We start from the raw sequence: 21,150 nt of genomic DNA on the forward strand, positions 1-21,150 counted from the left end.
CCTTGCGGACCATCGCTGGTGGCTGGCGCCGCCCAAATACCGGTGGCCGGTCATCTGAAAAGCACGCTCCGGGCTAGCCTGCTGCCGTGCATCTGCCGGTTGGCCTGAACGCGCAAGCCTATGGTTCCACCAAATCCGTAAACGCAATGTTTCATTGCGCTCGATCGGCATTTCGTTCATGATACGTTCCATGAAGGAGATCCCTGCCGATTTCAACCCCCAGGCCTATGGCCGCGGCTGCACCCTGCAGCAATGCGAGATGCTCACGCGCCTGGCCGAGATCGGCATGCAGCTGGCCGAGACGGCCGGCGCCCGCGCCCTCGCCGCCCAGGCAGCCGAGGCCCAGCCCACGGCTGGGGCCCAGTCCGCGGAGGCTCAGGCCCCGGACCCCGGCCTCGCCTTCGCCCGCTACGCCCATCTGGTGCGCCAGACCCTGGCCCAGCGCGCCCGCGCCGTGAAGGACCTATGCGCCCGCGACGGCGGCCGGGAGGCTCGCCGCGCCCGCCATCGGGAAGAGGTCGAGGACGTCATCATCCGCCTGATCGGGGACGACCGTGGCACCGACCGCGCCCGCTTCTCCGATCTCAGGATGCAGCTCGACGAGGCGTTGGTCGAACTCTATGGCGACCAGGACGACCCGGTCGAGGACCGCACGGTCCCGTCGGTCGTGGCCGGGCTCGTCTGCGGTCTCGGCCTGGTCCGGCAGTGGCGCCGCCGGCAGCCGCGCTACGAGAACGGCCGCCCGGGCCTGCCGGCCGGCACCCCGGCCGAGATCCGGGCCGAGCGCGCCCGCCGCCGGACCGCGGTCGTCGCCATGACCGAACAGTGCATCGCCGAGGTCGGCGACCCCGCCCGGATCGCCGACCTCAAGGCCGGGCTGGCGATCCGGCTGCAGGAGCCCGACATCGACACGCTGCTCGACACCGCCAGCACAGAGAAGGCCACGGTCCGCCTCTGCCGCTCCCTGGCCATCGACCTCGACTCCGACATCTGTCTCGAGAACGGCCCCGAGGCCCTGCTCGACAGCAGCTGAGAGACCAGGCGCCTCAAGCCGTTCGACGACGATTCGCCGATGAGGCGACGGCGATGCCGCCCAGCACCACCAGGCCGCCGAGGATCTCGCGCGGGCCGATGGTCTCATGCAGCACAAGCACGCCCAGCAGCACGGTCCAGACCGGGGTCAGATAGGCGTTCATCGACCCCAGCGTCGGCCCGGCCAGGCGCAGGATCTGCATGTACAGCGCGATCGGCACCGCGGTCGAGAACACGCCGAAAGCGACCAGCTCCAGCCCGTGCGCCGGCACCGCGGCGAAGGCGGACGGGCCTGTCACGGCCAGCACCGCGATCATCGTCGGCAGGCCGGAGAAGACCTGCTGGCCCAGCGCCAGCCGCACCGGCTGCGGCGCCGGGATGCCGCGCACATAGATCACGCCGAATGCATAGCTGGCGGCCGTCGCCAGCATCGCCAGCGGCCCGAGCAGACCGCTGCCGGCGAATGCGGCGGGGCCGATCAGGATCGCCATGCCGGTGAAGCCGGCCAGCACGCCGCCGGCGCGCCGGCCGGTCAAGCGCTGATCGGCGAACAGCCAGTGCGCCAGCACCGCCACCATCAGCGGGCTCGACGCCGCGATCAGCGCCGCCAGCCCGGCCTCGGTGTCGGCCAGGGCATAGGCGGTCAGCGTGTTCGGCACGATGCCCTGCAGGATGCCCAGCACGATCCAGTCGCGCCATTCCCGGCCGCGCGGCAGGATGCCCTGGCCGCGGGCCAGCAGCCACAGCGCCAGCAGGCCGCCGCCCAGCACGCCGCGGATCGCCGTCAGCGGCATCGGCGCGATGTCGGCCCCCAGCACCTTCATCAGCAGATAGGCGGTGGCCCACAGGAAGGAGCACAGCAGCAGCAGGCCCAGCAGCGGCGCGCTGCCGGTGCGGGCGACGGTGTCGGCGGACGGACTCATGCGCGTCCGTCCAGCCCGGTGTCGAGTTCGATCATGCGCCGCTTCCTCCCGTCGGGGCGGCAGGATGGCGGAACTCCGGCCATGCGGGAAGGGCTAGCCTCAGCCCTCCAGCAGCGGCGCCACGGCGACGCTGCGGCCGCTGTCGATGCTGTCCAGCGCGGCGACGCCGCACAGCACCGCCAGCGCTCCGGCGCGGGCATCGGCGCGCAGGCCCAGCGGGTCCGGCAGGCCGGGCCGGAACAGCATCGCCTGCATCTTCGGGTCGCCGCCCCAATGGCCGCCATGCTCCTGCGGCACCCAGATGTGCTCGACCGCGCCGAAGTTGCGCATCAGCAGGATCTCGTCGGCCGGCGGCGTGGTCCAGGGCTGGCGCTCGAACTGCCGCACCTCGATCCGGCCCTTGGTGCCGTTGAAGGCCAAATGGTGGCCCTCGATCGGCATGAAGGTGTTGAGCGAGTAGGAGACCTGGACGCCGTTCCTGTAGCGCAGCGCCGCGCTCATCGTGTCCGGGATGTCGATGTCCTCGCGGAACACGCAGGCGTCGCGGACATAGCCGTCCTCGCGCGACGGGTCCTCGTACAGCAGGGTCAGCCAGGCGTCGGACGAGACGTCGAAGTGGAAGTCGCACTCCCCGGCCCGGGCACAGTCCTTGCAGCGGGTGCCGCGGAACGGGCCCTTGCTGCCGTAGTGGCGCAGCTCGCCGCGGGCGAACACCTCCTCGGGCTCCGAGGCCAGGTACCAGTTCAGCAGGTCGAAATGGTGGGTCGCCTTGTGCACGAACAGGCTGCCCGAATTGGCGCGGTAGGCGTGCCAGCGGCGGAAATAGTCGGCGCCGTGCTTGGTGTCGAGATACCAGTGGAAGTCGACCGAGACCACGTCGCCGATGGCGCCGTCCAGCAGCAGCTGCTTGATCCGCTGCGAGGTCGGCGCGTAGCGGTAGTTGAAGGTGACGTCGACCCGGCGGCCGGTGCGCTTCTCGGCGGCCAGGATGCGGCGGCACTTCTCCGCCGTGGTCGTCATCGGCTTCTCGGTGATGGCGTCGACCCCGGCCTCCAGCGCCTGGACGATGTGCTCGTCATGGGCGCTGTCGCGGCTGCACACCATCAGCCGGTCCGGCCGGGTCTCGCGCAGCATGGCGCCGAGATCGGTATAGATCGGCGCGTCGACGCCGATCGCCGCCCGCGCCCGCTCCAGCCGCAGCGGGTTCTGGTCGCACAGGCCCACCATCTCGACCACGTCGCCGACCTGGGCCAGCAGCTCCCGGCCCCAGGTCCCGGCGCCGCGATGGCCGGTTCCGACCAGCGCGACCCTCGTCTTGCCCATTTCCGCCTCCAAACCCCGTTACAGGGTGCAATGCGAGTGATAACGCTCGACGCAGGTCCGCAAGACCTCGTCGCCCGGGCGCTTCCACCAGGTCTCGGCCGAGAAGATCTCGACCTCCTGCGGTCCCGAAAAGCCGGCGGCCTCGATCGCGGCGCGGATGCCGCGCAGGTCGATCACCCCGTCGCCCATCATGCCGCGGTCCAGCAGCAGGTCCGTGGTCGGCACCAGCCAGTCGCAGATGTGGTGTGCCAGGATGCGCCCTGCGGCCCCGGCGCGGGCGATCTGCGGCATCAGCTCCGGGTCCCACCAGACATGGTAGACGTCGATGGCGACGCCGATGCCGTCGCCCAGCAGGTCGCAGATGTCCAGCGCCTGCTTCAGTGTGTTCACGCAGGCGCGGTCGGCCGCGTACATCGGGTGCAGCGGCTCGATCGCCAGCGGGATGCCGCTGGCCCGGGCGTGCGGCAGGATGGCGGCGATGCCGTCGGCCACCATCTGCCGGGCGGCGCCGATGTCGCGCGACCCGGCCGGCAGCCCGCCGACCACCAGCACCAGGCAGTCGGCCCCCAGCTCCGCCGCCTCGTCGACCGCGCGCTTGTTGTCGTCGATCGCGGCCTGGCGCGCCTCCGGGTCGCCGGCCGGGAACATGCCGCCGCGGCACAGGCCGGTGACCTGGAAGCCGTTGTCGCGCACGATCCGCGCCGCCTCGTTGAGGCCGATCTTCTGCACCTGGTCGCGCCAGGGCGCGATCGCGGTGATGCCATGGCCCAGGCAGGCCTCGGCCGCCTGCCGCATGTCCCATTGCATGCGGGTGGTGGCGAGGTTGATCGACAGACCTTCAGCCATGGATCAGATCTCCGTCGGTCCGTCGGCCATGGCCGACCAGTCGGGGGTGAGGGCGGTGCCGAGGCCGCGCGCGGCCAGCACCGAGCCGATCGCCAGGCGCCCGCCGCGGATGCTCAGGCGGGCGCGGCCGCCGGCCTCGGCGTAGAGGTCGGGGTGGGCGTCCAGGAAGGCGCGCTGCTCGGCCGCCGGGGCGCCGGCCATGCCGTCGACATAGTGGTGGCCGTTGCGCTCGACATGGCCGGCGCCGCCCAGCGCCGCCAGCACCAGATCCTGCTGCAGCGCGACACCGCCCTGGGTGGTCAGGTCCTCGGCCGACAGGAAATAGCGGACGCCGTCCTCGGCGCTCCATTTGGCGATCCGGGCCCGGTTCAGCAGCGCCCGGTGGAAGCCCTTGCAGGATTTCGAGGAGATGCCGCGATAGCCCAGGGTCCTGGCGCGCGGGAACACATCGATGCTGGCATCCGACTCGTCGACCTCGACCGGCACGCGCTCGGCCAGGGCGTGGATCGGCTCGGCCAGCGCCCGGGCGCGGGCAATCGGCTGCTCCAGGAACAGCACCGCGGCACGCAGCCGGGCCAAGGCGGGATCGGCGGTGAGCCGGTCCCAGAACTCGGCGACCGGCCCGGCCTCGGCGAACTGCTCGTTGCCGTCCAGGGTGACGCGATAGTCGGGCAGCCGGTCCAGCACGGCGGCGATCCGGTGCAGCCGGTCCAGATCCGCCTCGGCCTGGCCGCTCAGCTTCAGCTTGAAATGGGTGTGGCCATAGGCGGCGACCGCCTGCTCCAGGCTCTGCGGCAGCCCGTCATCCAGGCGCTCGGCGATCTCGGCGGTGGTGACCGGGTCGGCCAGCCCGACCGTGTGGCGGGCGTGCAGGTGGTCAGCCGGCGACAGCCCGGCCAGGAACCGGCCGAGGTCGAAATCGCCGAGATCGGGCGCGGTCGCCGCGGTCAGCCCGATCCGGTTGCTGCGCACCGCCGTGACCGCGTCGATCCCGTCGATCCGGCACAGCGCGTCGATCACGGCGCGGTCGAACAGGGCCAGGCCGAAGGAGGCGATCAGCCCGCCCAGCCCCTCCGCCGCGCAGGCCGCATGCTGCCGCTTCTCGATCGCGGCGCTCAGCGCGAAGGCCGGGGCAGGGGGCGCTTCCAGGTAGAACGGGCGGGCGATGGCGAGCGACCGGCGCAGCTGGTCGAAGTTCTGCCGCTCGGTCAGGGCCGGGTCCTTGTCGAACCATTTCGGCACCATCAGCTCGGCCGCCTGCCCCTCGGCCCGGCGGCCATCCGCGGCCTCGACCGTCAGCCGCAGGAAGGCCTGCGGTGCGCCGGTGACGGTGGCGGCACCGAAGCGGAAGGGCAGCCGGAACCGCACCGGCCGCTCATGCAGCCGGGCCTCGACGACGCGCAGGCGGAGGGCGGTCATGATACGACCTCCCCGAGCGCAGGCTTCCCCTTATGAGTCCCCCCTCCCCTTGCGGGAGGGGGGTAGGGGGAGGGGGCTCGCGCCGCGAGGAGCGACAAGTGATTCAGAGAGCGGCTCTGCCGTCGACAACCCCCTCCCCCAACCCCCTCCCGCGAGGGGAGGGGGGGCAAGAAAAGGAACCCGCCAGCGAATGTCATTCCACCCCGCCCACGGCCAGCACCTTGCGCATGCGATGCACCGCCAGGTCCGGGTCGCGCAGCACGCGGGCGGCGTCGGCCAGGCGGAACAGCTCGGCCAGATGCGGCAGCGACCGCGTGCTCTGCTGGCCGCCGATCATCAGGAAGTGATCCTGCAGCCCGTTCAGATAGGCCAGGAACACGACCCCGGTCTTGTAGAAGCGGGTCGGCGCCTTGAAGATGTGCCGGCTCAGCGGCACGGTCGGCGCCAGGATGTCGTGGAACCCGGCCTCGTCCCCGGCCGCCAGCCGCGCCAGCCCGGCCGAGGCGGCGGGGGCGATGGCGTCGAAGATGCCCAGCAGCGCGTCGGAATAACCCTGCTCGTCGCCGGCGATCAGCTCGGCATAGTTGAAGTCGTCACCGGTGTACATGCGCACGCCCGCCGGCAGCCGGCGGCGCATCGCGATCTCCTTCTCCTTCGACAGCAGCGAGATCTTGATGCCGTCGACCTTGGCGGCGCTGTCGCGGATCACGGCCAGGCAGGTGTCCATCGCCCGGTCGTGGTCGGCATCGCCCCAATAGCCGGCCAGCGCCGGGTCGAACATCTCGCCCAGCCAGTGCAGGATCACCGGCTGCTTCACCTGGGACAGGATCCGGCCATAGACCCGGACATAGTCGTCCGGCCCGCGGGCCGCGGCGGCCAAGGCCCGGCTGGCCATCAGGATCACCCGGCCGCCCAGGCCTTCGACCGCCTCGATCTGCTGCTCATAGGCGGCGGTCACGTCGGCGATGGTGACGCCCGGGCCGGGCGGCAGGTGGTCGGTGCCGGCGCCGCAGGCGATCACCGCGCCCGGCCGCTCCTTCGCCCCGGCCAGGGCCCGGCCGATCAGCGCCTTGGCGGTCGGCCAGTCCAGCCCCATGCCGCGCTGGGCGGTGTCCATCGCCTCGGCGACGCCGAGGCCGAGGTCCCAGAGATAGTGGCGGAAGGCGATGGTGCGGTCCCAGTCCACCGCCGTGTCCAGCCACGGGTCGTTGTCGGCCAGCGGGTCGGCCACGACATGCGCCGCGGCATAGGCCACCCGGTTGAAGGCCGGGGCGCTGCCCGGCGCCGGCATCGGCAGCGGCGCGTTGCGGATGGCGTAGCTCTCGAGACCGCCGCCGTTGCGGGGAAGGGTGAGGGCGGCCATGGCTCAGCGCTCCAGCGCCGGCAGGTCGACCCAGCGCCGCTCGGCCCAGCTCTGCAGCCCGGCCTCGGCCAGCTGCACGCCCTTCACGCCCTCCCACAGCGTGTACTTCCACGGCGTGCCGGCGACGACGTGGCGGATGAAATCCTCCCACTGCGCCTTGAAGCCGTTGTCGTAGACCACGTTGTCCGGCACCTCTTCCCACTGGTCCAGGAACGTCATGGTCTGCGGCTGGTCCGGGTTCCACACCGGGCGTGGCGTGTTCACCCGGTGCTGGGTGAAGCAGCGGGTCAGCCCGGCCACGGCGGAGCCATGGGTGCCGTCGACCTGGAAGGTCACCAGGTCGTCGCGCCGCACGCGGACGGCCCAGGAGGAATTGATGTGGGCGACCACGCCGCCCTCGAGCTGGAAGGTGGCGTAGGCCGCGTCGTCGGCATCGGCGGTGTAGCGCTTGCCGGCCTCGTCCACCCGCTCCGGGATGTGGGTGGCGCCGAGGCAGCTGACCGACTTGACCTCGCCGAACAGGTTGTCCAGCACGTAGCGCCAGTGGCACAGCATGTCGAGGATGATGCCGCCGCCATCGCCCTTGCGGTAGTTCCAGCTCGGCCGCTGGGCCGCCTGCCAGTCGCCCTCGAACACCCAGTAGCCGAACTCGCCGCGGACCGCGAAGATCCGGCCGAAGAAGCCGGAATCCCGCAGCATGCGGATCTTCTGCAGCCCGGGCAGGTACAGCTTGTCCTGGACCACGCCGTGGCGGATGCCGCGGGCATCGGCGTGGCGGGCCAGCTTGGCGGCGACCTCCAATGTCTCGGAGATCGGCTTCTCGCAATAGACATGCTTGCCGGCGTCGATCGCGCGGGTCAGCAGTTCGGCCCGCATCTGGGTCGAGCCGGCATCGAAGAACAGGGTGTCGTCGCGGTTGGCCAGGGCCTTGTCGAGGTCGGATCCCCAGCGGGCGATGCCGTGGCGCTTGGCCAGCTCCTCGACCTTCTCGGCGTTGCGGCCGACCAGGATCGGGTCGGGCATCACCTTGTCGCCATTGGGCAGCACCACGCCGCCCTGGTCGCGGATGGCGCAGATCGAGCGCACCAGGTGCTGGTTGTAGCCCATGCGACCGGTGATGCCGTGCATGATGAGGCCGAGGCGCTGGGTGGCCATTCCGGTCTTCCCTCCCGTTGCGGCACGGGCGGCAATTCCCGGCCTTGTTGTAACCAACTGGTTACTAGCGGATCACGGATCGGGCCCGCGCGTCAAGAGGCCGGCGCGGGGGTCAGGGCCGCAGCGAGGCCAGGATCATGTGGGCGATGTGGTCGCCCCATTCGGCCAAAGCGCGCGTTTCGGTCAGCTCACGCCGGAAGATGGTCGACAGGGTGTAGCGATTCGACAGGTAGAAGGCGCCCAGCGAGGCGATGCTGACATAGACCTTGACCGGGTCGGCATCGGCCCGGAACACGCCCTTGGCCGCGCCGCGCTTGAGCAGGTCGGAGATCACGGCGACCAGCGGCGAATGCAGGTCGAAGATGCGGGCCGAGCGTTTCAGGTGCCGCGCCTTCATCAGGTTCTCGGTCTGCAGCAGGCTCAGGAATTCCGGGTGGTCGATGAAGTAGCGCCAAGTGAACAGCGCCAGTTCGCGGATGCCCTCGACCGGGTCGTGGTCGGCCAGATGCAGCTTGCTCTCGGCCGAGCGGATGGCGACATAGGCGCCTTCCAGCACCGCCAGGTACAGGGCCTCCTTGTCGCCGAAATAGTGGTACAGCATGCGCTTGTTGGCGCCGGCGCGCTTGGCGATTTCGTTGATGCGCGCGCCGCTGTACCCTTTCTCCATGAACTCCTTGACCGCGGCGGCGAGGATCGCGGCGCTGGTGCGTTCCGGGTCGCGCACGGCCTTGGTGACAGGGCGTTTCGGCTTATCTTCCGTCGGGGCGTCGATGGTCTCGTCGCTGATGCTCACGGTCGGGCGGCCTCGATCAGGGCCGGAGGCGACGCAGCGTCGCTGCCGGTGTTCGTGTTGACAGCCATCATCGCATCGATCTAGCTTGTAACCAACTGGTTATAACAATCGTCGCGCCGGCCTTCGGTCGAAGGCCTGCCTCAGGCACCAACCGACCACCGCTTGCAACGCCTCGCCGACCGACGGGCCGACCGACGGGGCAGGGCATCAGGAGGAACGCGATGACGCCGCTGCGGTTGACCCGCAGGCACGCCCTGGAGGTCGGGATCGGCGTCGCCGGTCTCGCCGCAGCCGGGCTGGCCCGTCCCGCAGGGGCGGCGGAGACCGAATTGCGCATGGCTTGGTGGGGCTCGAAGGCGCGGGCCGACCGTACCGCCGCGGCCAACCGGCTGTACGAGGCGGCGCATCCGGCGGTGTCGATCAAGGGCGAGACCATGGGTTGGCCCGACTACTGGCCCCGCCTCGCCACCCAGGCGGCCGGCGGCAACGCCCCCGACCTGATCCAGATGGATTACGGCTACATCGTCGAATACGCCCGGCGCGGCCTGCTGCTGCCGCTCGACGACTACATGCCGTCGGTGCTGGCGATCGCGGATTTCGGCGCCGCGGCAATCGATTGCGGCCGGGTCGAGGGCAAGCTGTACGGCGTCAATCTCGGCCTCAACTCGACCGCTTTCGTCTATGACGAGGAGACGCTGCGCCAGATCGGCATCGAGATCCCGGCCTGGGACTGGAGCTGGGACCAGTGGGGCGCCTGGTCGCTGCGGGTCGCCCAGGCGTCGAAGCGCGACGGCTATTGGGGGCTGCAGGACGCCGGCGGCCTGGCGCCGTCTCTCGAATGCTGGCTGCGGCAGCAGGGCATGGTGATGTACACGGCCGAGGGGCAGCTCGGCTTCGGCGCGGCCGAGGCCGCCGGCTGGTACGGCTTCTGGCACGAACTGCGCCAGAAGGGCGCGATCCCGTCGGCCGACGTCCAGGCGCTCGACAAGGGCGGCGCGACCGAGACCTCGATGCTGGCCCTCGGCCATGCCGCCGCGATCTCCACCAATTCGAACCAGCTGGTCGCACATCAGGCGCTGGTGCCGACCAGGCTCGGCCTGACCATGCAGCCCAGCGGCGGCCGGGACGCCAAGCCCGGACAGTTCATGAAGCCGTCGATGCTGTGGAGCGTCTCGGCCCGCAGCGAGCAGGCCGAGGAGGCGGTGCGGGTGGCGAGTTTCTACGTCGCCGACCCCGAGGCCGCGAAGCTGCTGGGGGTCGAGCGCGGCATCCCGGCCTCGGCGGCGATGCGCGCCGCGATCGCGCCGGGGCTGGAGGCGCTGGACCGGGCCATGCTCGACTATGTCGACTTCATCGCCGACAAGGTCGCGCCGCTGCCGCCGTCACCGCCCAAGGGCACCGGCGAGGTCGGCATCCTGCTGCGGCGGATCAACGAACAGGTCGGCTTCGGCCAGGCCTCGCCGGAAGAGGCCGGCCGCCAGTTCATCACCGAGGCTGCCGCCATCCTCGGCCGCGGCTGACCCCCCACAACACCCAGCGCCTTCGGAGAGAAGAGGCGCGAACGACAGGAGGAACACGAGATGGCGAGACTGATCACCAACCGCAGACAGGTGCTGAAGCTGGGCGCCGCCCTGGGCGGAATGGCTGCCTCCGGGCTGTCCATGCCGGCTTTGGCCCAGGACAAGCGCGTGCGCATGTTCTGGTGGGGCTCGAAGGAGCGGGCCGACCGCACCAACAAGGTCAACAAGCTGTACGAGGCCGCGCATCCCGGCACGTCGATCAACGGCGAGACGCTGGGCTGGCCCGACTACTGGCCGCGCCTGGCCACCCAGACCGCCGGCCGCAACGCGCCGGACGTGATCCAGATGGATTACCGCTACATCGTCGAATACGCGCGGCGCGGCGCGCTGCTGCCGCTCGACGAGTACATGCCGTCGGTCCTGAAGATCGAGGATTTCGGCAAGCCGGCGATCGATTGCGGCCGGGTCGAGGGCAAGCTCTACGGCGTCAATCTCGGCAACAACTCGACCGCCATCGTCTACGACGCCGAGACGCTGCAGCAGATCGGGGTCGAGGAGCCGACATGGGAGTGGAGCTGGGCGCAATGGGGCGACTGGTCGCTCAAGGTCGCCCAGGCTTCGAAGCGCGACGGGTTCTGGGGCATCGGCGACTGCGGCGGCATCGAGCCGGCGCTCGACTGCTGGCTGCGGCAGAAGGGCAAGGCGCTCTACACCGCCGAGGGCCGTCCCGGCTTCGACGTCGAGGTCATGACCGAATGGTTCGGCTTCTGGCATGAGCTGCGGCAGAAGAAGGCGATCCCGCCGGCCGACATCCAGGCGCTGGACAAGCAGTCGCCGGAGACCAGCATGCTGGCCCTCCTCCATTCCGCCGCGATCATCACCAACTCGAACCAACTGGTGGCGCATCAGGTGCTCAGCAAGACCAAGCTGAAGATGACGATGCAGCCGAGCGGCGGCCCCGGGGCCAAGCCCGGGCAGTATCTGAAGCCCTCGATGCTGTTCAGCATCGCGGCGCGCAGCCAGATCGCCGAGGAGGCGGTGCGCGTCGCCAATTTCTATGTCACCGATGTCGAGGCCGGGAAGGTGCTCGGCGTCGAGCGCGGCGTGCCGGCGTCGAAGACGCTGCGCGAGGCGGTGGCGCCGACCCTCGACGAGCTCAGCCGGGCGATGCTCGACTACGTCTCCTTCATCACCGACAAGGTCGGCGACCTGCCGCCGTCGCCGCCGAAGGGCGCGGGTGAGATCAACTTCCTGCTGAAGCGGGTCAACGAGCAGGTCGGCTTCGACCAGGCGGCCCCGGCCGACGCCGCCAAGCAGTTCGTCGACGAAGCCAACAGCATTCTCGATCGCGGGTGACGCCATGACTGTTGCGGTGCAGGCCTCAGGCAGGGTGGAACGGGCGCGAGGGAGGCGGCGGATCACATCCCGCACCCTCTCGGGCTACATGTTCCTGACGCCATGGCTGATCGGATTCATCGGCCTGACCGCCGGGCCGATCCTGGTCTCGCTCTACCTGTCCTTCACCGATTTCGACCTGCTGCAGAGTCCGAACTGGGTCGGGGCGGCGAACTACGTCCGGATCGCCACCGCCGATCCGAAGTTCCTGTCCTCGATGAAGGTCACCTTCCTGTTTGTGCTGTTCGCGGTGCCCTTGAAGCTGGCCTTCGCCCTCGGCGTGGCGATGCTGCTGAACAAGGGCATCGCGGGCTTGCCGGTGTACCGCGCCCTGTTCTACCTGCCGTCGCTCTTGGGCGCGAGCGTCGCCATCGCCGTGCTGTGGCGCCAGCTCTTCGCCGGCAGCGGCCTGGTCAACCAGTTCCTGGCCCTGTTCGGCATCCACGGGCCGAGCTGGATCTCCAACCCGAACTACGCGCTGTCGACGCTGGTCGTCCTCAGCATCTGGCAGTTCGGCTCGCCGATGATCATCTTCCTCGCCGGGCTGCGCCAGATCCCGCGCGACCTGTACGAGGCCTCGGCGATCGACGGCGCCAGGCCCTGGCACCAGTTCTGGCGCATCACCCTGCCGCTCTTGACCCCGGTGGTGTTCTTCAACGCGGTGATCCAGACGATCGAGGCGTTCAAGGCTTTCACCCCGGCCTTCATCATCAGCGAAGGCACGGGCGGGCCGATCGACTCCACCCTGTTCTACACCCTGTACCTGTACCAGGAAGCCTTCAGCAATTTCCGCATGGGCTACGCCTCGGCGCTGGCCTGGGTGCTGGTGGTGATCATCGCGCTGTTCACCGCCTTCTCCTTCCTCTCGGCCCGCTACTGGGTGCATTACGATGAGTGACATCGCCCTCGAAAGCCCGGCCCGCCGCCCGCTGTCGCGGTCGCTGCTGATCCACATCGCGCTGTGCGCCGCGTCGCTGGCGATGCTGTATCCGCTGCTGTGGATGCTCGCCAGCTCGTTCAAGGACGACAGCCAGATCTTCTCCTCGGCCTCGCTGTGGCCGGAGAGCTTCAGCCTCGACGCCTATGTCCGGGGCTGGAGCGGGCTCGACATCAGCTTCGGCCAGTTCTTCTGGAACTCGGCGGTGATCTCGGGGCTGTCGGTGGTCGGCAACGTCTTCGCCTGCTCGCTGACCGCCTTCGCCTTCGCCCGGCTGCGCTTCCCGGGGCGCAACTTCTGGTTCGCGCTGATGCTGGGCACGCTGATGCTGCCGTATCACGTGACCCTGATCCCGCAATACGTGCTGTTCCTGCAGCTCGACTGGGTCGACACCTTCCTGCCGCTGGTGGTGCCGAAATACCTCGCCTCCGACGCCTTCTTCATCTTCCTGATGGTGCAGTTCTTCCGCGGCCTGCCGCGCGAGCTGGACGAGGCGGCGATGATGGACGGCTGCAGCCCCTGGAAGATCTACTGGAAGATCATCATGCCGCTGTCGAAGCCGGTGCTGGCCACGGCGGCGATCTTCTCCTTCATCTGGACCTGGGACGACTTCTTCGCGCCCTTGATCTACCTGAACGACATGGGCTCCTACACGGTCCAGCTCGGCCTCAGGAACTTCGTCGATTCCACCGGCAAGTCGGATTGGAGCGCGCTGTTCGCCATGTCCGTCCTGACCCTGCTGCCGGTGTTCGTGTTCTTCCTGTTCTTCCAGCGCCTTCTGATCGAGGGCGTCGCCACCACCGGCCTCAAACGCTGATCCGGGACCTCTCATGACCATCCGTTTCGCCGCCATCGGCATCAACCACAACCACATCTTCGGGCAGGTCGACGCGCTGCTCGGCGCCGGGGGCGAGTTCGTCGCCTTCCACGCGCCGGAGGACGACCTCGCCGGCCCGTTCCAGACCCGCTACCCGCAGGCGAAGCGCGTCTCCGACCCGCGCGCCATCCTGGACGACCCGTCGATCCGGCTGGTCACCTCGGCCGGCATCCCGGCCGACCGGGCGCCGCTCGGCATCGCCGTGATGCGGGCCGGCAAGGATTACCTCTCCGACAAGCCGGGCATGACCTCGCTGGAGCAGCTGGCCGAGGTGCGGCGGGTGCAGGCCGAGACCGGCCGGATCTACTCGATCTGCTACTCCGAGCATTTCCAGACCCGGTCGACCATCAAGGCCGGCGAGCTGGTGCAGGCCGGAGCGATCGGCAAGGTGATCAACACCGTCGGCCTCGGGCCGCACCGCCTCAACGCCAAGACGCGCCCCGACTGGTTCTTCAAGCGGGCGCGCTACGGCGGCGTCCTGACCGACATCGCCTCGCACCAGTTCGAGCAGTTCCTGTTCTTCGCCGGCACGCTCGATGTCGAGGTCGCCTCGGCCGCGGTCGCCAACCGCGGCAACCCGGAGACGCCGGAGCTGCAGGATTTCGGCGAGGCGCTGCTGCGCAGCCCCGACGCCACCGGCTACATCCGGATCGACTGGTTCACCCCGGACGGGCTGCCGACCTGGGGCGACGGGCGGCTGACCATCCTCGGCACCGAGGGCTATATCGAGCTGCGCAAATATGTCGACCCGACCGGCCAGCCCGGCACCGACCACCTGATCCTGGTCGACCAGAAGGGCCTGCAGCGGATCGACTGCAGCGGCGTCGAGCTGCCCTTCGGCCGGCAACTGGTCGCCGACGTGCTGGAGCGGACGGAGACGGCGATGACCCAGGAGCACTGCTTCAAGGCGATGGAGCTGGCGCTGACGGCGCAGGCGATGGCGGAAGCGACCGCCGGACGGAGGGCGTAGGAATGACGGTTCGTAACGTTGCCGTGATCGGCCTCGGCGTCGGCCGCGGCCACATCGCCGAAGGCTATGCCGAGCACCCGGACAAGTTCCGGGTCGAGGCGATCTGCGACCTGAACCCGGAGCGCCTGGCCGAGATCGGCGACGAGTTCGACATCCCGGTGCGGACCACCCGCTTCGACGAGATCCTGCGCATGCGGGAGATCGAGGTGGTCGACATCTGCACCCCGCCGACCGTGCATATCGGCCAGATCCTGGCGGCGCTCGACGCCGGCAAGCAGGTGGTCTGCGAGAAGCCGCTGGTCGGGTCGCTGGCCGATCTCGACCGGGTGGCGAAGGCCGAAGCCGAGGCGCCGGGCCGGGTGATGCCGATCTTCCAGTACCGCTATGGCGACGGGCTGCAGAAGGCCAAGCGCATCGTCGAGGCCGGCATCGCCGGCAAGCCCTATCTCGCCACGGTGGAGACGGCCTGGAACCGCGGCGCCAAATACTATTCGGTGCCCTGGCGCGGCCGGCTCGACACCGAGCTGGGCGGCGTGCTGCTGACCCATGCCATCCATTCGCACGACATCATGACCTATCTGCTGGGGCCGGTGGCCTCGGTCTACTGCCGCACCGCCACCCGGGTGAACCCGATCGAGGTCGAGGACTGCGCCGTCGCCAGCGTGGCGATGCAGAGCGGCGCGCTGGTCTCGCTGGCCGCCACCCTCGGCTCGCAGGTCGAGATTAGCCGGCTGCGCTTCTGCTTCGAGAACGTCACCTTCGAGAGCGGGCTGAAGCCCTATGCCCCGGGCGACGCGCCCTGGCAGATCACCCCGGCCTCGCCGGAGATCGCCCAGCGGATCGAGGGCGCGCTGGCCGAGTGGGAGACGGTGCCGTCGCGCTTCGCCGGCCAGCTCGGCCGCTACCACAAGGCACTGGAGACCGGGGGGCCGCTGCCGGTGACGCTGGACGACGCGCGCCGGTCGCTGGAACTGGCGACGGCGCTGTTCCATTCTGCGGAGACCGGCGTGGCCGTCGATCTGCCGATCGGCCGCGACCATCCCAAATACGCCGATTGGCGTCCGCAGCCGAAAGCCGTCGCATGAGCCTGCACCCGGACCGTCTCTTTTCACCGGACCCCACCCAGCGCGGCATCGCCCGGCGCCTCTATGCCGAGGTCGCCGGCCTGCCGCTGATCAGCCCGCACGGTCACACCGATCCCGTCTGGTACGCGAAGAACGAGGCGTTCGCGGACCCGGCGTCGCTGCTGATCATCCCGGACCACTACATCTTCCGCATGCTCTACAGCCAGGGGGTGCGGCTGGAGGATCTCGGCGTGAAGCGGCGCGACGGCGGACCGGTCGAGACCGATCCGCGGGCGATCTGGCGCCGCTTCGCCGAGCACTGGCACCTGTTCCGCGGCACCCCGACCCGGATGTGGCTCGACCACACCTTCGAGACCCTGTTCGGGGTGGAGGAGCGGCTGACGCCGGCCAGCGCCGACCGGATCTACGACCGCATCGCCGACCGCCTGGCACGGCCGGACTACCGCCCCCGGGCGCTGTTCGAGCGCTTCAACCTCGAGGTCATCGCCACCACGGAATCGCCGCTCGACCCGCTCGACCACCACCGCACGATCCGCGACAGCGGCTGGAAGGGCAGGGTGGTCACCGCCTTCCGGCCCGACCCGGTGGTGGACCCGGAGTTCGACGGCTTCCGCGAGGGGCTGCAGCGCCTCGGCGAGATCACCGGCGAGGACACGCATTCCTGGCGCGGCTACCTCGCCGCCCTGGCCAACCGCCGCGCCTATTTCAAGCAGATGGGCGCGACCTCGACCGATCACGGCCACCCGACCGCGGCGACGGCCGATCTCGACCCGGTGCCGGCGGTGACGCTGTTCGAGAAGATCGTCTCCGGCCATTTCGAGCCGCAGGACGCCGAGCTGTTCCGGGCCCAGATGCTGACCGAGATGGCGCGGATGAGCCTCGAGGACGGCCTCGTGATGCAGATTCACCCGGGCTCGTTCCGCAACCACAACCCGACGCTGCAGCGCGAGTTCGGCCGCGACAAGGGTGCCGACATCCCGACCCGCACCGACTATGTCCGGGCGCTCAAGCCGCTGCTCGACCGCTTCGGCAACGAGCGGGACCTGTCGGTGATCCTGTTCACGCTGGACGAGAGCACCTATGCGCGCGAGCTGGCGCCGCTGGCCGGGCACTACCCGACCCTGCGTCTCGGCCCGCCCTGGTGGTTCTTCGACAGCCCGGAGGGGATGCTGCGCTTCCGCGAGCTGGCGACCGAGACGGCGGGCTTCTACAACACCGTCGGCTTCAACGACGACACCCGCGCCTTCCCGTCGATCCCGGCCCGGCACGACGTCGCTCGGCGCATCGACTGCCGCTATTTGGCCCAGCTGGTGGCCGAGCACCGGCTGGACGAGGACGAGGCGGCGGAGGTCGCGATCGACCTCGCCTACCGCCTGCCCAAGGCGGCGTACAAGCTTTGAGGACCGGGCCCTGCAGGAGATCGAGATCAGCCGGCCCAGGTCTCCTGCAGGTACCGCCACAGCACCACATCCTCCCGGGCTTCCAGCAGGGCGGTCGACCGCCGCAGGCTCTCCACGCCGCGGACGCTCTGCCATTCGTCATAGGTGCAGAGGCGGAAGCCGCCGGGCAGGACGAGGCGCATGGCGGCGTCGCGGATCTCGATCCGGAACGGCGCGGCCGGGTCGGCATGCACCCCGCGCGCCTGGCGCAGCCAGCCGATCACCGCGGCGCGGTCCAGCACCGCGCCGTCCGGGGTGATCAGCGTGAAGTCGGAGGGCCAGACCGGCTCGTTCCGGGCGAACTCCGCCGGATCGGTCGCGGCGTCGCCGAGCCAGCGCTCGAAGAACCGGTGCAGGCGTTCGATCTCGTCGAGGCAACGGTCGCCGATCGGGTCGTTCATGTCGGGGCCTCGCCCACAGCGTTTGATTGACTTTTGTCCGATAAAGGTCCGGAGTCGGCCTGGTACCTTTTGCGTGCGCACCCGTCGAGAACAGGCTTTCCCATCATGAATTTTCAGCCCGGCCGAAGCGAGGACGTTCCGGCTGTGGTCCCTGCGGCCGTACATCCCGCCCCCCGGGAGCGTCGCATCGAGATTTCGGCCCAGATCCTCGCCGGTCTTGCCCTGTTCGGCAGCCTGTGGTTCGGCCTGCTCGCCGCCCTGCTGGCGGGCCTGCTGATCCATGAGCTGGTGCATGCCGTGGCGCCGGTGTTCCGCCGCTTCGGCGCCATGCACAACATCGGCCGCATCATCGCCCTCGGCCTGCTGACGGCGGTGCTGAGCCTGGCCGTGATCTTCGGCGTGATCGAGCTGATCTCCCTGCTCACCACCCGGCAGGAGGGGCTGGTCGCGGTGATGCGCAAGATGGCCGAGGCGGTGGAGGAGGTGAGCCAGCAGCTGCCGCCCTGGATCGTCGCCTATATCCCGGCCAGCGGGCAGGATCTCGACACCATGCTGGCGCAGTCGCTGCGCGACCATTCGCGGGACCTGCTGCGGCTCACCACCGATGTCGGGCGCATCCTGGTCCACATCGTCATCGGCCTGGTGATCGGCGGCATGATCGCCATCGCCGACCTGACCGAGAAGCCGGGGCGCGGGCCGCTGGCCCGGGCGCTGGGGGAGCGGGCCCGGCTGCTCGCCCTGTCGTTCCGCCGCGTCGTCTTCGCCCAGGTGCGGATCTCGGCCCTCAACACCGCGCTGACGGCGATCTACCTGGTCGTGGTCCTGCCGGCGTTCGGCGTCCACCTGCCGCTGACCAAGACCATGATCGTGGTCACCTTCGTCGTCGGCCTCTTGCCGGTGATCGGCAACCTGATCTCAAACACCGTGATCGTGGTGATCAGCCTCAGCCTGTCGGTCTATGTCGCTGCGGCGTCGCTGGCCTTCCTGGTGATCATCCACAAGCTGGAATACTTCATCAACGCCAAGATCGTCGGTACCCAGATCCACGCCCGGGCCTGGGAGATCCTGATCTCGATGCTGCTGATGGAGGCGGCCTTCGGCGTGCCGGGCGTGATCGCGGCGCCGGTGTTCTACGCCTATCTCAAGGCCGAGCTGGGACGGAGCAAGCTGATCTGAGGCGGAGGGTCGGGCCAGCTCCGGCTGTGGGACTGGATGGCCACGCTTCGCTCGCTATGACGATGTATGAGGCAGGTGGCTGCTCTCCAGATCAAATCAACATCCGTCATGGCGAGCCCCGAAGGGGCGTGGCCATCCAGAATGGTCGGGCCAGCGCTCCGGCTGCGGGACTGGATGGCCACGCTTCGCTCGCCATGACGGTGTAGGGGCCGACGCGCCGGGCTACATCGGCGGCACAAGCCCGTCCTTGCCGACCTGGACCGCGTGCGAGACCAGCGACCCGTCGGCACCCTTGACCGCGCTGACGATGACATGGGCGCCCTTGGTCAGCTGGTCGCGGCTGCCCGGCTCATAGGTGATCACCGGCACGTCGGGCGGCACCGTCAGCTTGGTCTCGACGCCCTGGTAGCGCAGCGTCACCACCCGGCCATCGGTGCCTTCGACATCGCCGGCCGTGGCGTTGGTCATGGTGCTGCCGGGCTTCAGGTCGAACGGGTGCTGGCCTTCGCCGACGCCGCGCATGCTCTCCGGGAACACCTGCACCTCCAGCGCCCGCAGGCTGCCGTCGGGCTGCGGCATGGCGGCGCTGCCGATATAGCTGCCGGGCTTGATGTCGCGGATGTCGGCCGGGGCGATGGTCCGCACCATGGCGTCGTCGGCCAGGGTGACGGTGGCGGTGCTGCCGCCGCGGGCGGCGATGGTCATGACCGGCCCGTCCATCGCCGCGATGGTGCCGCGGATGCGCTGCTGGGGCTGGCTCTGGGCCATGGCCGGCAGGGCCGACAGGGCTGCGAACAGGGCCAGGCCCGCGATCGCGCTGCGCTTCATGATGCTGTCCTCGCTGGAGCGTCGACGCCCCCTTCGAGAGACCCGTACGCCCGCACCAGGCCGGCGGTTACATGAATTCGCCCTCAGGACGAAGGGCCGGCCTGCCGCGCCTTCCGCGCCAGGGCGATCAGCAGCGCGTCGTCGACGCCGTCGGACGGCGGCAGCCCCTCGGCGCGGCGGAAAGCCTCGGCGGCATCGTCGGAGGCGTAGCCGAGCGTCGCCAGCAGCCGCAGCGCCGCCGCGACCTTGGCGGTCGGCGACCGGGCGCCGAGCAGCGCGGCGGCGTAGCGCGGCACGTCGTCCTCCTCCGCCAGCGACCGCGCGAACCAGATCACCGCCTCGGTCTCGTCGCGGGCGACGCCGCGGCCGGTCTCATAGGCGATGCCCAGCTCGCTCTGCGCCTCGGGGTTGCCCTTCTCGGCGGCGATGCGGAACCAGCGCAGCGCCTCGGCATCGTCCTGCGCCACGCCGCGCCCGGCCTTGAAATGGCAGCCGAGATGGAAGGCGGCCTCGGCATCGCCCTGGTCGGCGGCCAGGCGGTACAGGCGCAGCGCCTTGACGTCGTCCTGCGGCACGCCGCGGCCCTGCTCGTACATCAGGCCAAGATTGAGCTGGGAATAGGCATAGCCCCGCTCGGCCGAACGGCGATACCAGCGTGCCGCTTCGGCATCGTCCTCCGGCACGCCGCGGCCGCGCTCATGCATCCAGCCGAGGTTGGCCTCGGCGCGGGCATAGCCTTGCTCGGCGGCCAGGCGATACCAGCGGATGGCCTCGCTGTCGTCCTGCGGCACGCCCTGCCCGTCGCGATAGAGACCGGCGAGATTGGTCCGGGCCCGCGCGATGCCCCGCTCGGCGGCGAGGCGGTACAGACGGGCGGCCTCGGCCAGATCCTGCGCCACGCCGCGGCCGCTCTCATACATCCAGGCGAGGTTGCTCTGAGCGTGGGCGTAGCCCTGGTCGGCGGCCAGCCGGTACCAGCGTGCGGCCTCGGCATCGTCCTCGGCCACGCCCTTGCCGATGTCGTACAGGATGCCGATGCCGTTCTGAGCCTCGGCGTAGCCCTGCTTGGCGGCCAGGCGGTACCAACGCATCGCCTTGGCGTCGTTCTCGGCCACGCCGCGGCCGGTGTCGTACATGGCGCCGAGCTCGGCCTCGGCGCGGGCATAGCCCTGCGCCGCTGCACGGCGATACCAGCGCACCGCCTCGGCATCATCCCGGGCCACGCCGTGGCCGCCGGCATACAGGAAGGCCAGGTTGGTCTGCGCCCGGGCCAGCTCCTGATCGGCCGCCAGGCGGTACAGCCGGGCGGCCTCGGCCTCGTCCTCGGGCACGCCGCGACCGACCTCGTGCATCCAGCCGAGATTGGTGCGGGCCTCGGCATCGCCCTGCTCGGCGGCCACGCGGTAGAGCCGCACCGCCTCGGCATCGTCCTGCGGCACGCCGCGGCCGGAATAATACAGGTTGCCCAGCAGGCGCCGGCCGACGGCGGAACCGGACCCGGCGGAGCGGCCATACCAATAGGCCGCGGCGGCGTAGTCCACGGCCCCGCCGCGGCCGTTCTCGGCCATGTAGCCGAGGCTGTTCTGGGCCGGGATGTAGCCCTGCTCCGCGGCCAGGCGGTACAGGCGTACCGCCGCGGGCGCGCGGGGGGGGGCCGCCGCCCCCGCC

General features: G+C 70.0%; 19 protein-coding genes. 9 read left to right on the forward strand and 10 right to left on the reverse strand.

Going from position 1 to position 21,150, the window contains the following annotated elements; all coding sequences use genetic code 11:
• The first annotated feature begins 190 nt into the window (after positions 1–190).
• On the forward strand, positions 191–1,033 hold the full coding sequence (locus tag AAHM41_RS17155; protein ID WP_342237779.1) for a hypothetical protein: 843 nt from the start codon (positions 191–193) through the stop codon (positions 1,031–1,033).
• Positions 1,034–1,046: 13 nt separating this feature from the next.
• Here AAHM41_RS17155 and AAHM41_RS17160 read toward each other — a convergent pair whose 3' ends face one another.
• From AAHM41_RS17160 to AAHM41_RS17190, 7 genes are all read right to left on the reverse strand, one after another.
• On the reverse strand, positions 1,047–1,955 hold the full coding sequence (locus AAHM41_RS17160; protein ID WP_342237780.1) for a DMT family transporter: 909 nt from the start codon (positions 1,953–1,955) through the stop codon (positions 1,047–1,049).
• A gap of 99 nt (positions 1,956–2,054) precedes the next feature.
• Positions 2,055–3,278 (reverse strand): Gfo/Idh/MocA family protein, encoded by a 1,224-nt coding sequence (locus tag AAHM41_RS17165; protein WP_342237781.1) that lies wholly within the window; start codon positions 3,276–3,278, stop codon positions 2,055–2,057.
• 18 nt (positions 3,279–3,296) lie between these two features.
• A complete protein-coding gene (locus AAHM41_RS17170; RefSeq protein ID WP_342237782.1) occupies positions 3,297–4,124 on the reverse strand; it encodes a sugar phosphate isomerase/epimerase family protein in 828 nt (275 codons plus the stop codon).
• 3 nt (positions 4,125–4,127) lie between these two features.
• A complete protein-coding gene (locus AAHM41_RS17175) occupies positions 4,128–5,543 on the reverse strand; it encodes an enolase C-terminal domain-like protein (RefSeq protein ID WP_342237783.1) in 1,416 nt (471 codons plus the stop codon).
• Positions 5,544–5,736: 193 nt separating this feature from the next.
• Positions 5,737–6,906 (reverse strand): dihydrodipicolinate synthase family protein, encoded by a 1,170-nt coding sequence (locus AAHM41_RS17180; RefSeq protein WP_342237784.1) that lies wholly within the window; start codon positions 6,904–6,906, stop codon positions 5,737–5,739.
• A 3-nt stretch (positions 6,907–6,909) separates the two neighbouring features.
• Complete coding sequence (locus AAHM41_RS17185) at positions 6,910–8,061, reverse strand: Gfo/Idh/MocA family protein (protein ID WP_342237785.1); 1,152 nt, start codon at positions 8,059–8,061, stop codon at positions 6,910–6,912.
• A gap of 112 nt (positions 8,062–8,173) precedes the next feature.
• Entirely contained in the window at positions 8,174–8,854 is a 681-nt protein-coding gene (locus AAHM41_RS17190) for a TetR/AcrR family transcriptional regulator (protein WP_342237786.1), read from the reverse strand.
• Positions 8,855–9,075: 221 nt separating this feature from the next.
• Between AAHM41_RS17190 and AAHM41_RS17195 the strand changes: the two genes are divergently transcribed.
• From AAHM41_RS17195 to uxaC, 7 genes are read left to right on the forward strand one after another with little or no spacing between them, the layout of a single operon-like run.
• The gene (locus AAHM41_RS17195; RefSeq protein WP_342237787.1) at positions 9,076–10,374 is read left to right on the forward strand and encodes an ABC transporter substrate-binding protein; all 1,299 of its coding nucleotides are present in this window, start codon (positions 9,076–9,078) and stop codon (positions 10,372–10,374) included.
• A 60-nt stretch (positions 10,375–10,434) separates the two neighbouring features.
• The gene (locus AAHM41_RS17200) at positions 10,435–11,730 is read left to right on the forward strand and encodes an ABC transporter substrate-binding protein (protein ID WP_342237788.1); all 1,296 of its coding nucleotides are present in this window, start codon (positions 10,435–10,437) and stop codon (positions 11,728–11,730) included.
• Positions 11,731–11,734: 4 nt separating this feature from the next.
• On the forward strand, positions 11,735–12,667 hold the full coding sequence (locus AAHM41_RS17205; protein ID WP_342237789.1) for a carbohydrate ABC transporter permease: 933 nt from the start codon (positions 11,735–11,737) through the stop codon (positions 12,665–12,667).
• On the forward strand, positions 12,660–13,523 hold the full coding sequence (locus AAHM41_RS17210; protein ID WP_342237790.1) for a carbohydrate ABC transporter permease: 864 nt from the start codon (positions 12,660–12,662) through the stop codon (positions 13,521–13,523). Before AAHM41_RS17205 ends, AAHM41_RS17210 begins: the two co-directional genes overlap by 8 nt.
• Before the next feature lie 13 nt (positions 13,524–13,536).
• Positions 13,537–14,553: a Gfo/Idh/MocA family protein gene (locus tag AAHM41_RS17215; RefSeq protein WP_342237791.1), complete on the forward strand. Its 1,017-nt coding sequence runs from the start codon at positions 13,537–13,539 to the stop codon at positions 14,551–14,553.
• A 2-nt stretch (positions 14,554–14,555) separates the two neighbouring features.
• A complete protein-coding gene (locus AAHM41_RS17220) occupies positions 14,556–15,638 on the forward strand; it encodes a Gfo/Idh/MocA family protein (protein WP_342237792.1) in 1,083 nt (360 codons plus the stop codon).
• Positions 15,635–17,038: a glucuronate isomerase gene (gene uxaC, locus AAHM41_RS17225; RefSeq protein ID WP_342237793.1), complete on the forward strand. Its 1,404-nt coding sequence runs from the start codon at positions 15,635–15,637 to the stop codon at positions 17,036–17,038. The genes AAHM41_RS17220 and uxaC overlap by 4 nt, the downstream gene beginning before the upstream one ends.
• Positions 17,039–17,064: 26 nt before the next feature.
• On the opposite strand, the gene AAHM41_RS17230 is transcribed toward uxaC, so the two are convergent.
• Positions 17,065–17,478 carry a hypothetical protein gene (locus AAHM41_RS17230; protein WP_342237794.1) on the reverse strand — a complete coding sequence of 138 codons (414 nt, stop codon included), beginning with the start codon at positions 17,476–17,478 and terminating at the stop codon, positions 17,065–17,067.
• 144 nt (positions 17,479–17,622) lie between these two features.
• Between AAHM41_RS17230 and AAHM41_RS17235 the strand changes: the two genes are divergently transcribed.
• Positions 17,623–18,654, forward strand: a complete 1,032-nt coding sequence (locus AAHM41_RS17235; RefSeq protein WP_342237795.1) for an AI-2E family transporter — start codon at positions 17,623–17,625, stop codon at positions 18,652–18,654.
• A 222-nt stretch (positions 18,655–18,876) separates the two neighbouring features.
• On the opposite strand, the gene AAHM41_RS17240 is transcribed toward AAHM41_RS17235, so the two are convergent.
• Both AAHM41_RS17240 and AAHM41_RS17245 read right to left on the reverse strand, forming a co-directional pair.
• Complete coding sequence (locus tag AAHM41_RS17240) at positions 18,877–19,482, reverse strand: hypothetical protein (RefSeq protein WP_342237796.1); 606 nt, start codon at positions 19,480–19,482, stop codon at positions 18,877–18,879.
• Between the two features lie 83 nt (positions 19,483–19,565).
• The coding region (locus tag AAHM41_RS17245; protein ID WP_342237797.1) for an SEL1-like repeat protein at positions 19,566–21,150 on the reverse strand (1,585 nt) is incomplete at its 5' end.

Source organism: Inquilinus sp. OTU3971 (assembly GCF_038440215.1).

Excerpts from the sequence above, each read along its gene's own strand:
- AAHM41_RS17155 (WP_342237779.1), top strand. The coding sequence starts at position 191 with ATGAAGGAGATCCCTGCCGATTTCAACCCCCAGGCCTATGGCCGCGGC.
- AAHM41_RS17160 (WP_342237780.1), bottom strand. The coding sequence starts at position 1,955 with ATGAGTCCGTCCGCCGACACCGTCGCCCGCACCGGCAGCGCGCCGCTG.
- AAHM41_RS17165 (WP_342237781.1), bottom strand. The coding sequence starts at position 3,278 with ATGGGCAAGACGAGGGTCGCGCTGGTCGGAACCGGCCATCGCGGCGCC.
- AAHM41_RS17170 (WP_342237782.1), bottom strand. The coding sequence starts at position 4,124 with ATGGCTGAAGGTCTGTCGATCAACCTCGCCACCACCCGCATGCAATGG.
- AAHM41_RS17175 (WP_342237783.1), bottom strand. The coding sequence starts at position 5,543 with ATGACCGCCCTCCGCCTGCGCGTCGTCGAGGCCCGGCTGCATGAGCGG.
- AAHM41_RS17180 (WP_342237784.1), bottom strand. The coding sequence starts at position 6,906 with ATGGCCGCCCTCACCCTTCCCCGCAACGGCGGCGGTCTCGAGAGCTAC.
- AAHM41_RS17185 (WP_342237785.1), bottom strand. The coding sequence starts at position 8,061 with ATGGCCACCCAGCGCCTCGGCCTCATCATGCACGGCATCACCGGTCGC.
- AAHM41_RS17195 (WP_342237787.1), top strand. The coding sequence starts at position 9,076 with ATGACGCCGCTGCGGTTGACCCGCAGGCACGCCCTGGAGGTCGGGATC.
- AAHM41_RS17200 (WP_342237788.1), top strand. The coding sequence starts at position 10,435 with ATGGCGAGACTGATCACCAACCGCAGACAGGTGCTGAAGCTGGGCGCC.
- AAHM41_RS17205 (WP_342237789.1), top strand. The coding sequence starts at position 11,735 with ATGACTGTTGCGGTGCAGGCCTCAGGCAGGGTGGAACGGGCGCGAGGG.
- AAHM41_RS17210 (WP_342237790.1), top strand. The coding sequence starts at position 12,660 with ATGAGTGACATCGCCCTCGAAAGCCCGGCCCGCCGCCCGCTGTCGCGG.
- AAHM41_RS17215 (WP_342237791.1), top strand. The coding sequence starts at position 13,537 with ATGACCATCCGTTTCGCCGCCATCGGCATCAACCACAACCACATCTTC.
- AAHM41_RS17220 (WP_342237792.1), top strand. The coding sequence starts at position 14,556 with ATGACGGTTCGTAACGTTGCCGTGATCGGCCTCGGCGTCGGCCGCGGC.
- uxaC (WP_342237793.1), top strand. The coding sequence starts at position 15,635 with ATGAGCCTGCACCCGGACCGTCTCTTTTCACCGGACCCCACCCAGCGC.
- AAHM41_RS17230 (WP_342237794.1), bottom strand. The coding sequence starts at position 17,478 with ATGAACGACCCGATCGGCGACCGTTGCCTCGACGAGATCGAACGCCTG.
- AAHM41_RS17240 (WP_342237796.1), bottom strand. The coding sequence starts at position 19,482 with ATGAAGCGCAGCGCGATCGCGGGCCTGGCCCTGTTCGCAGCCCTGTCG.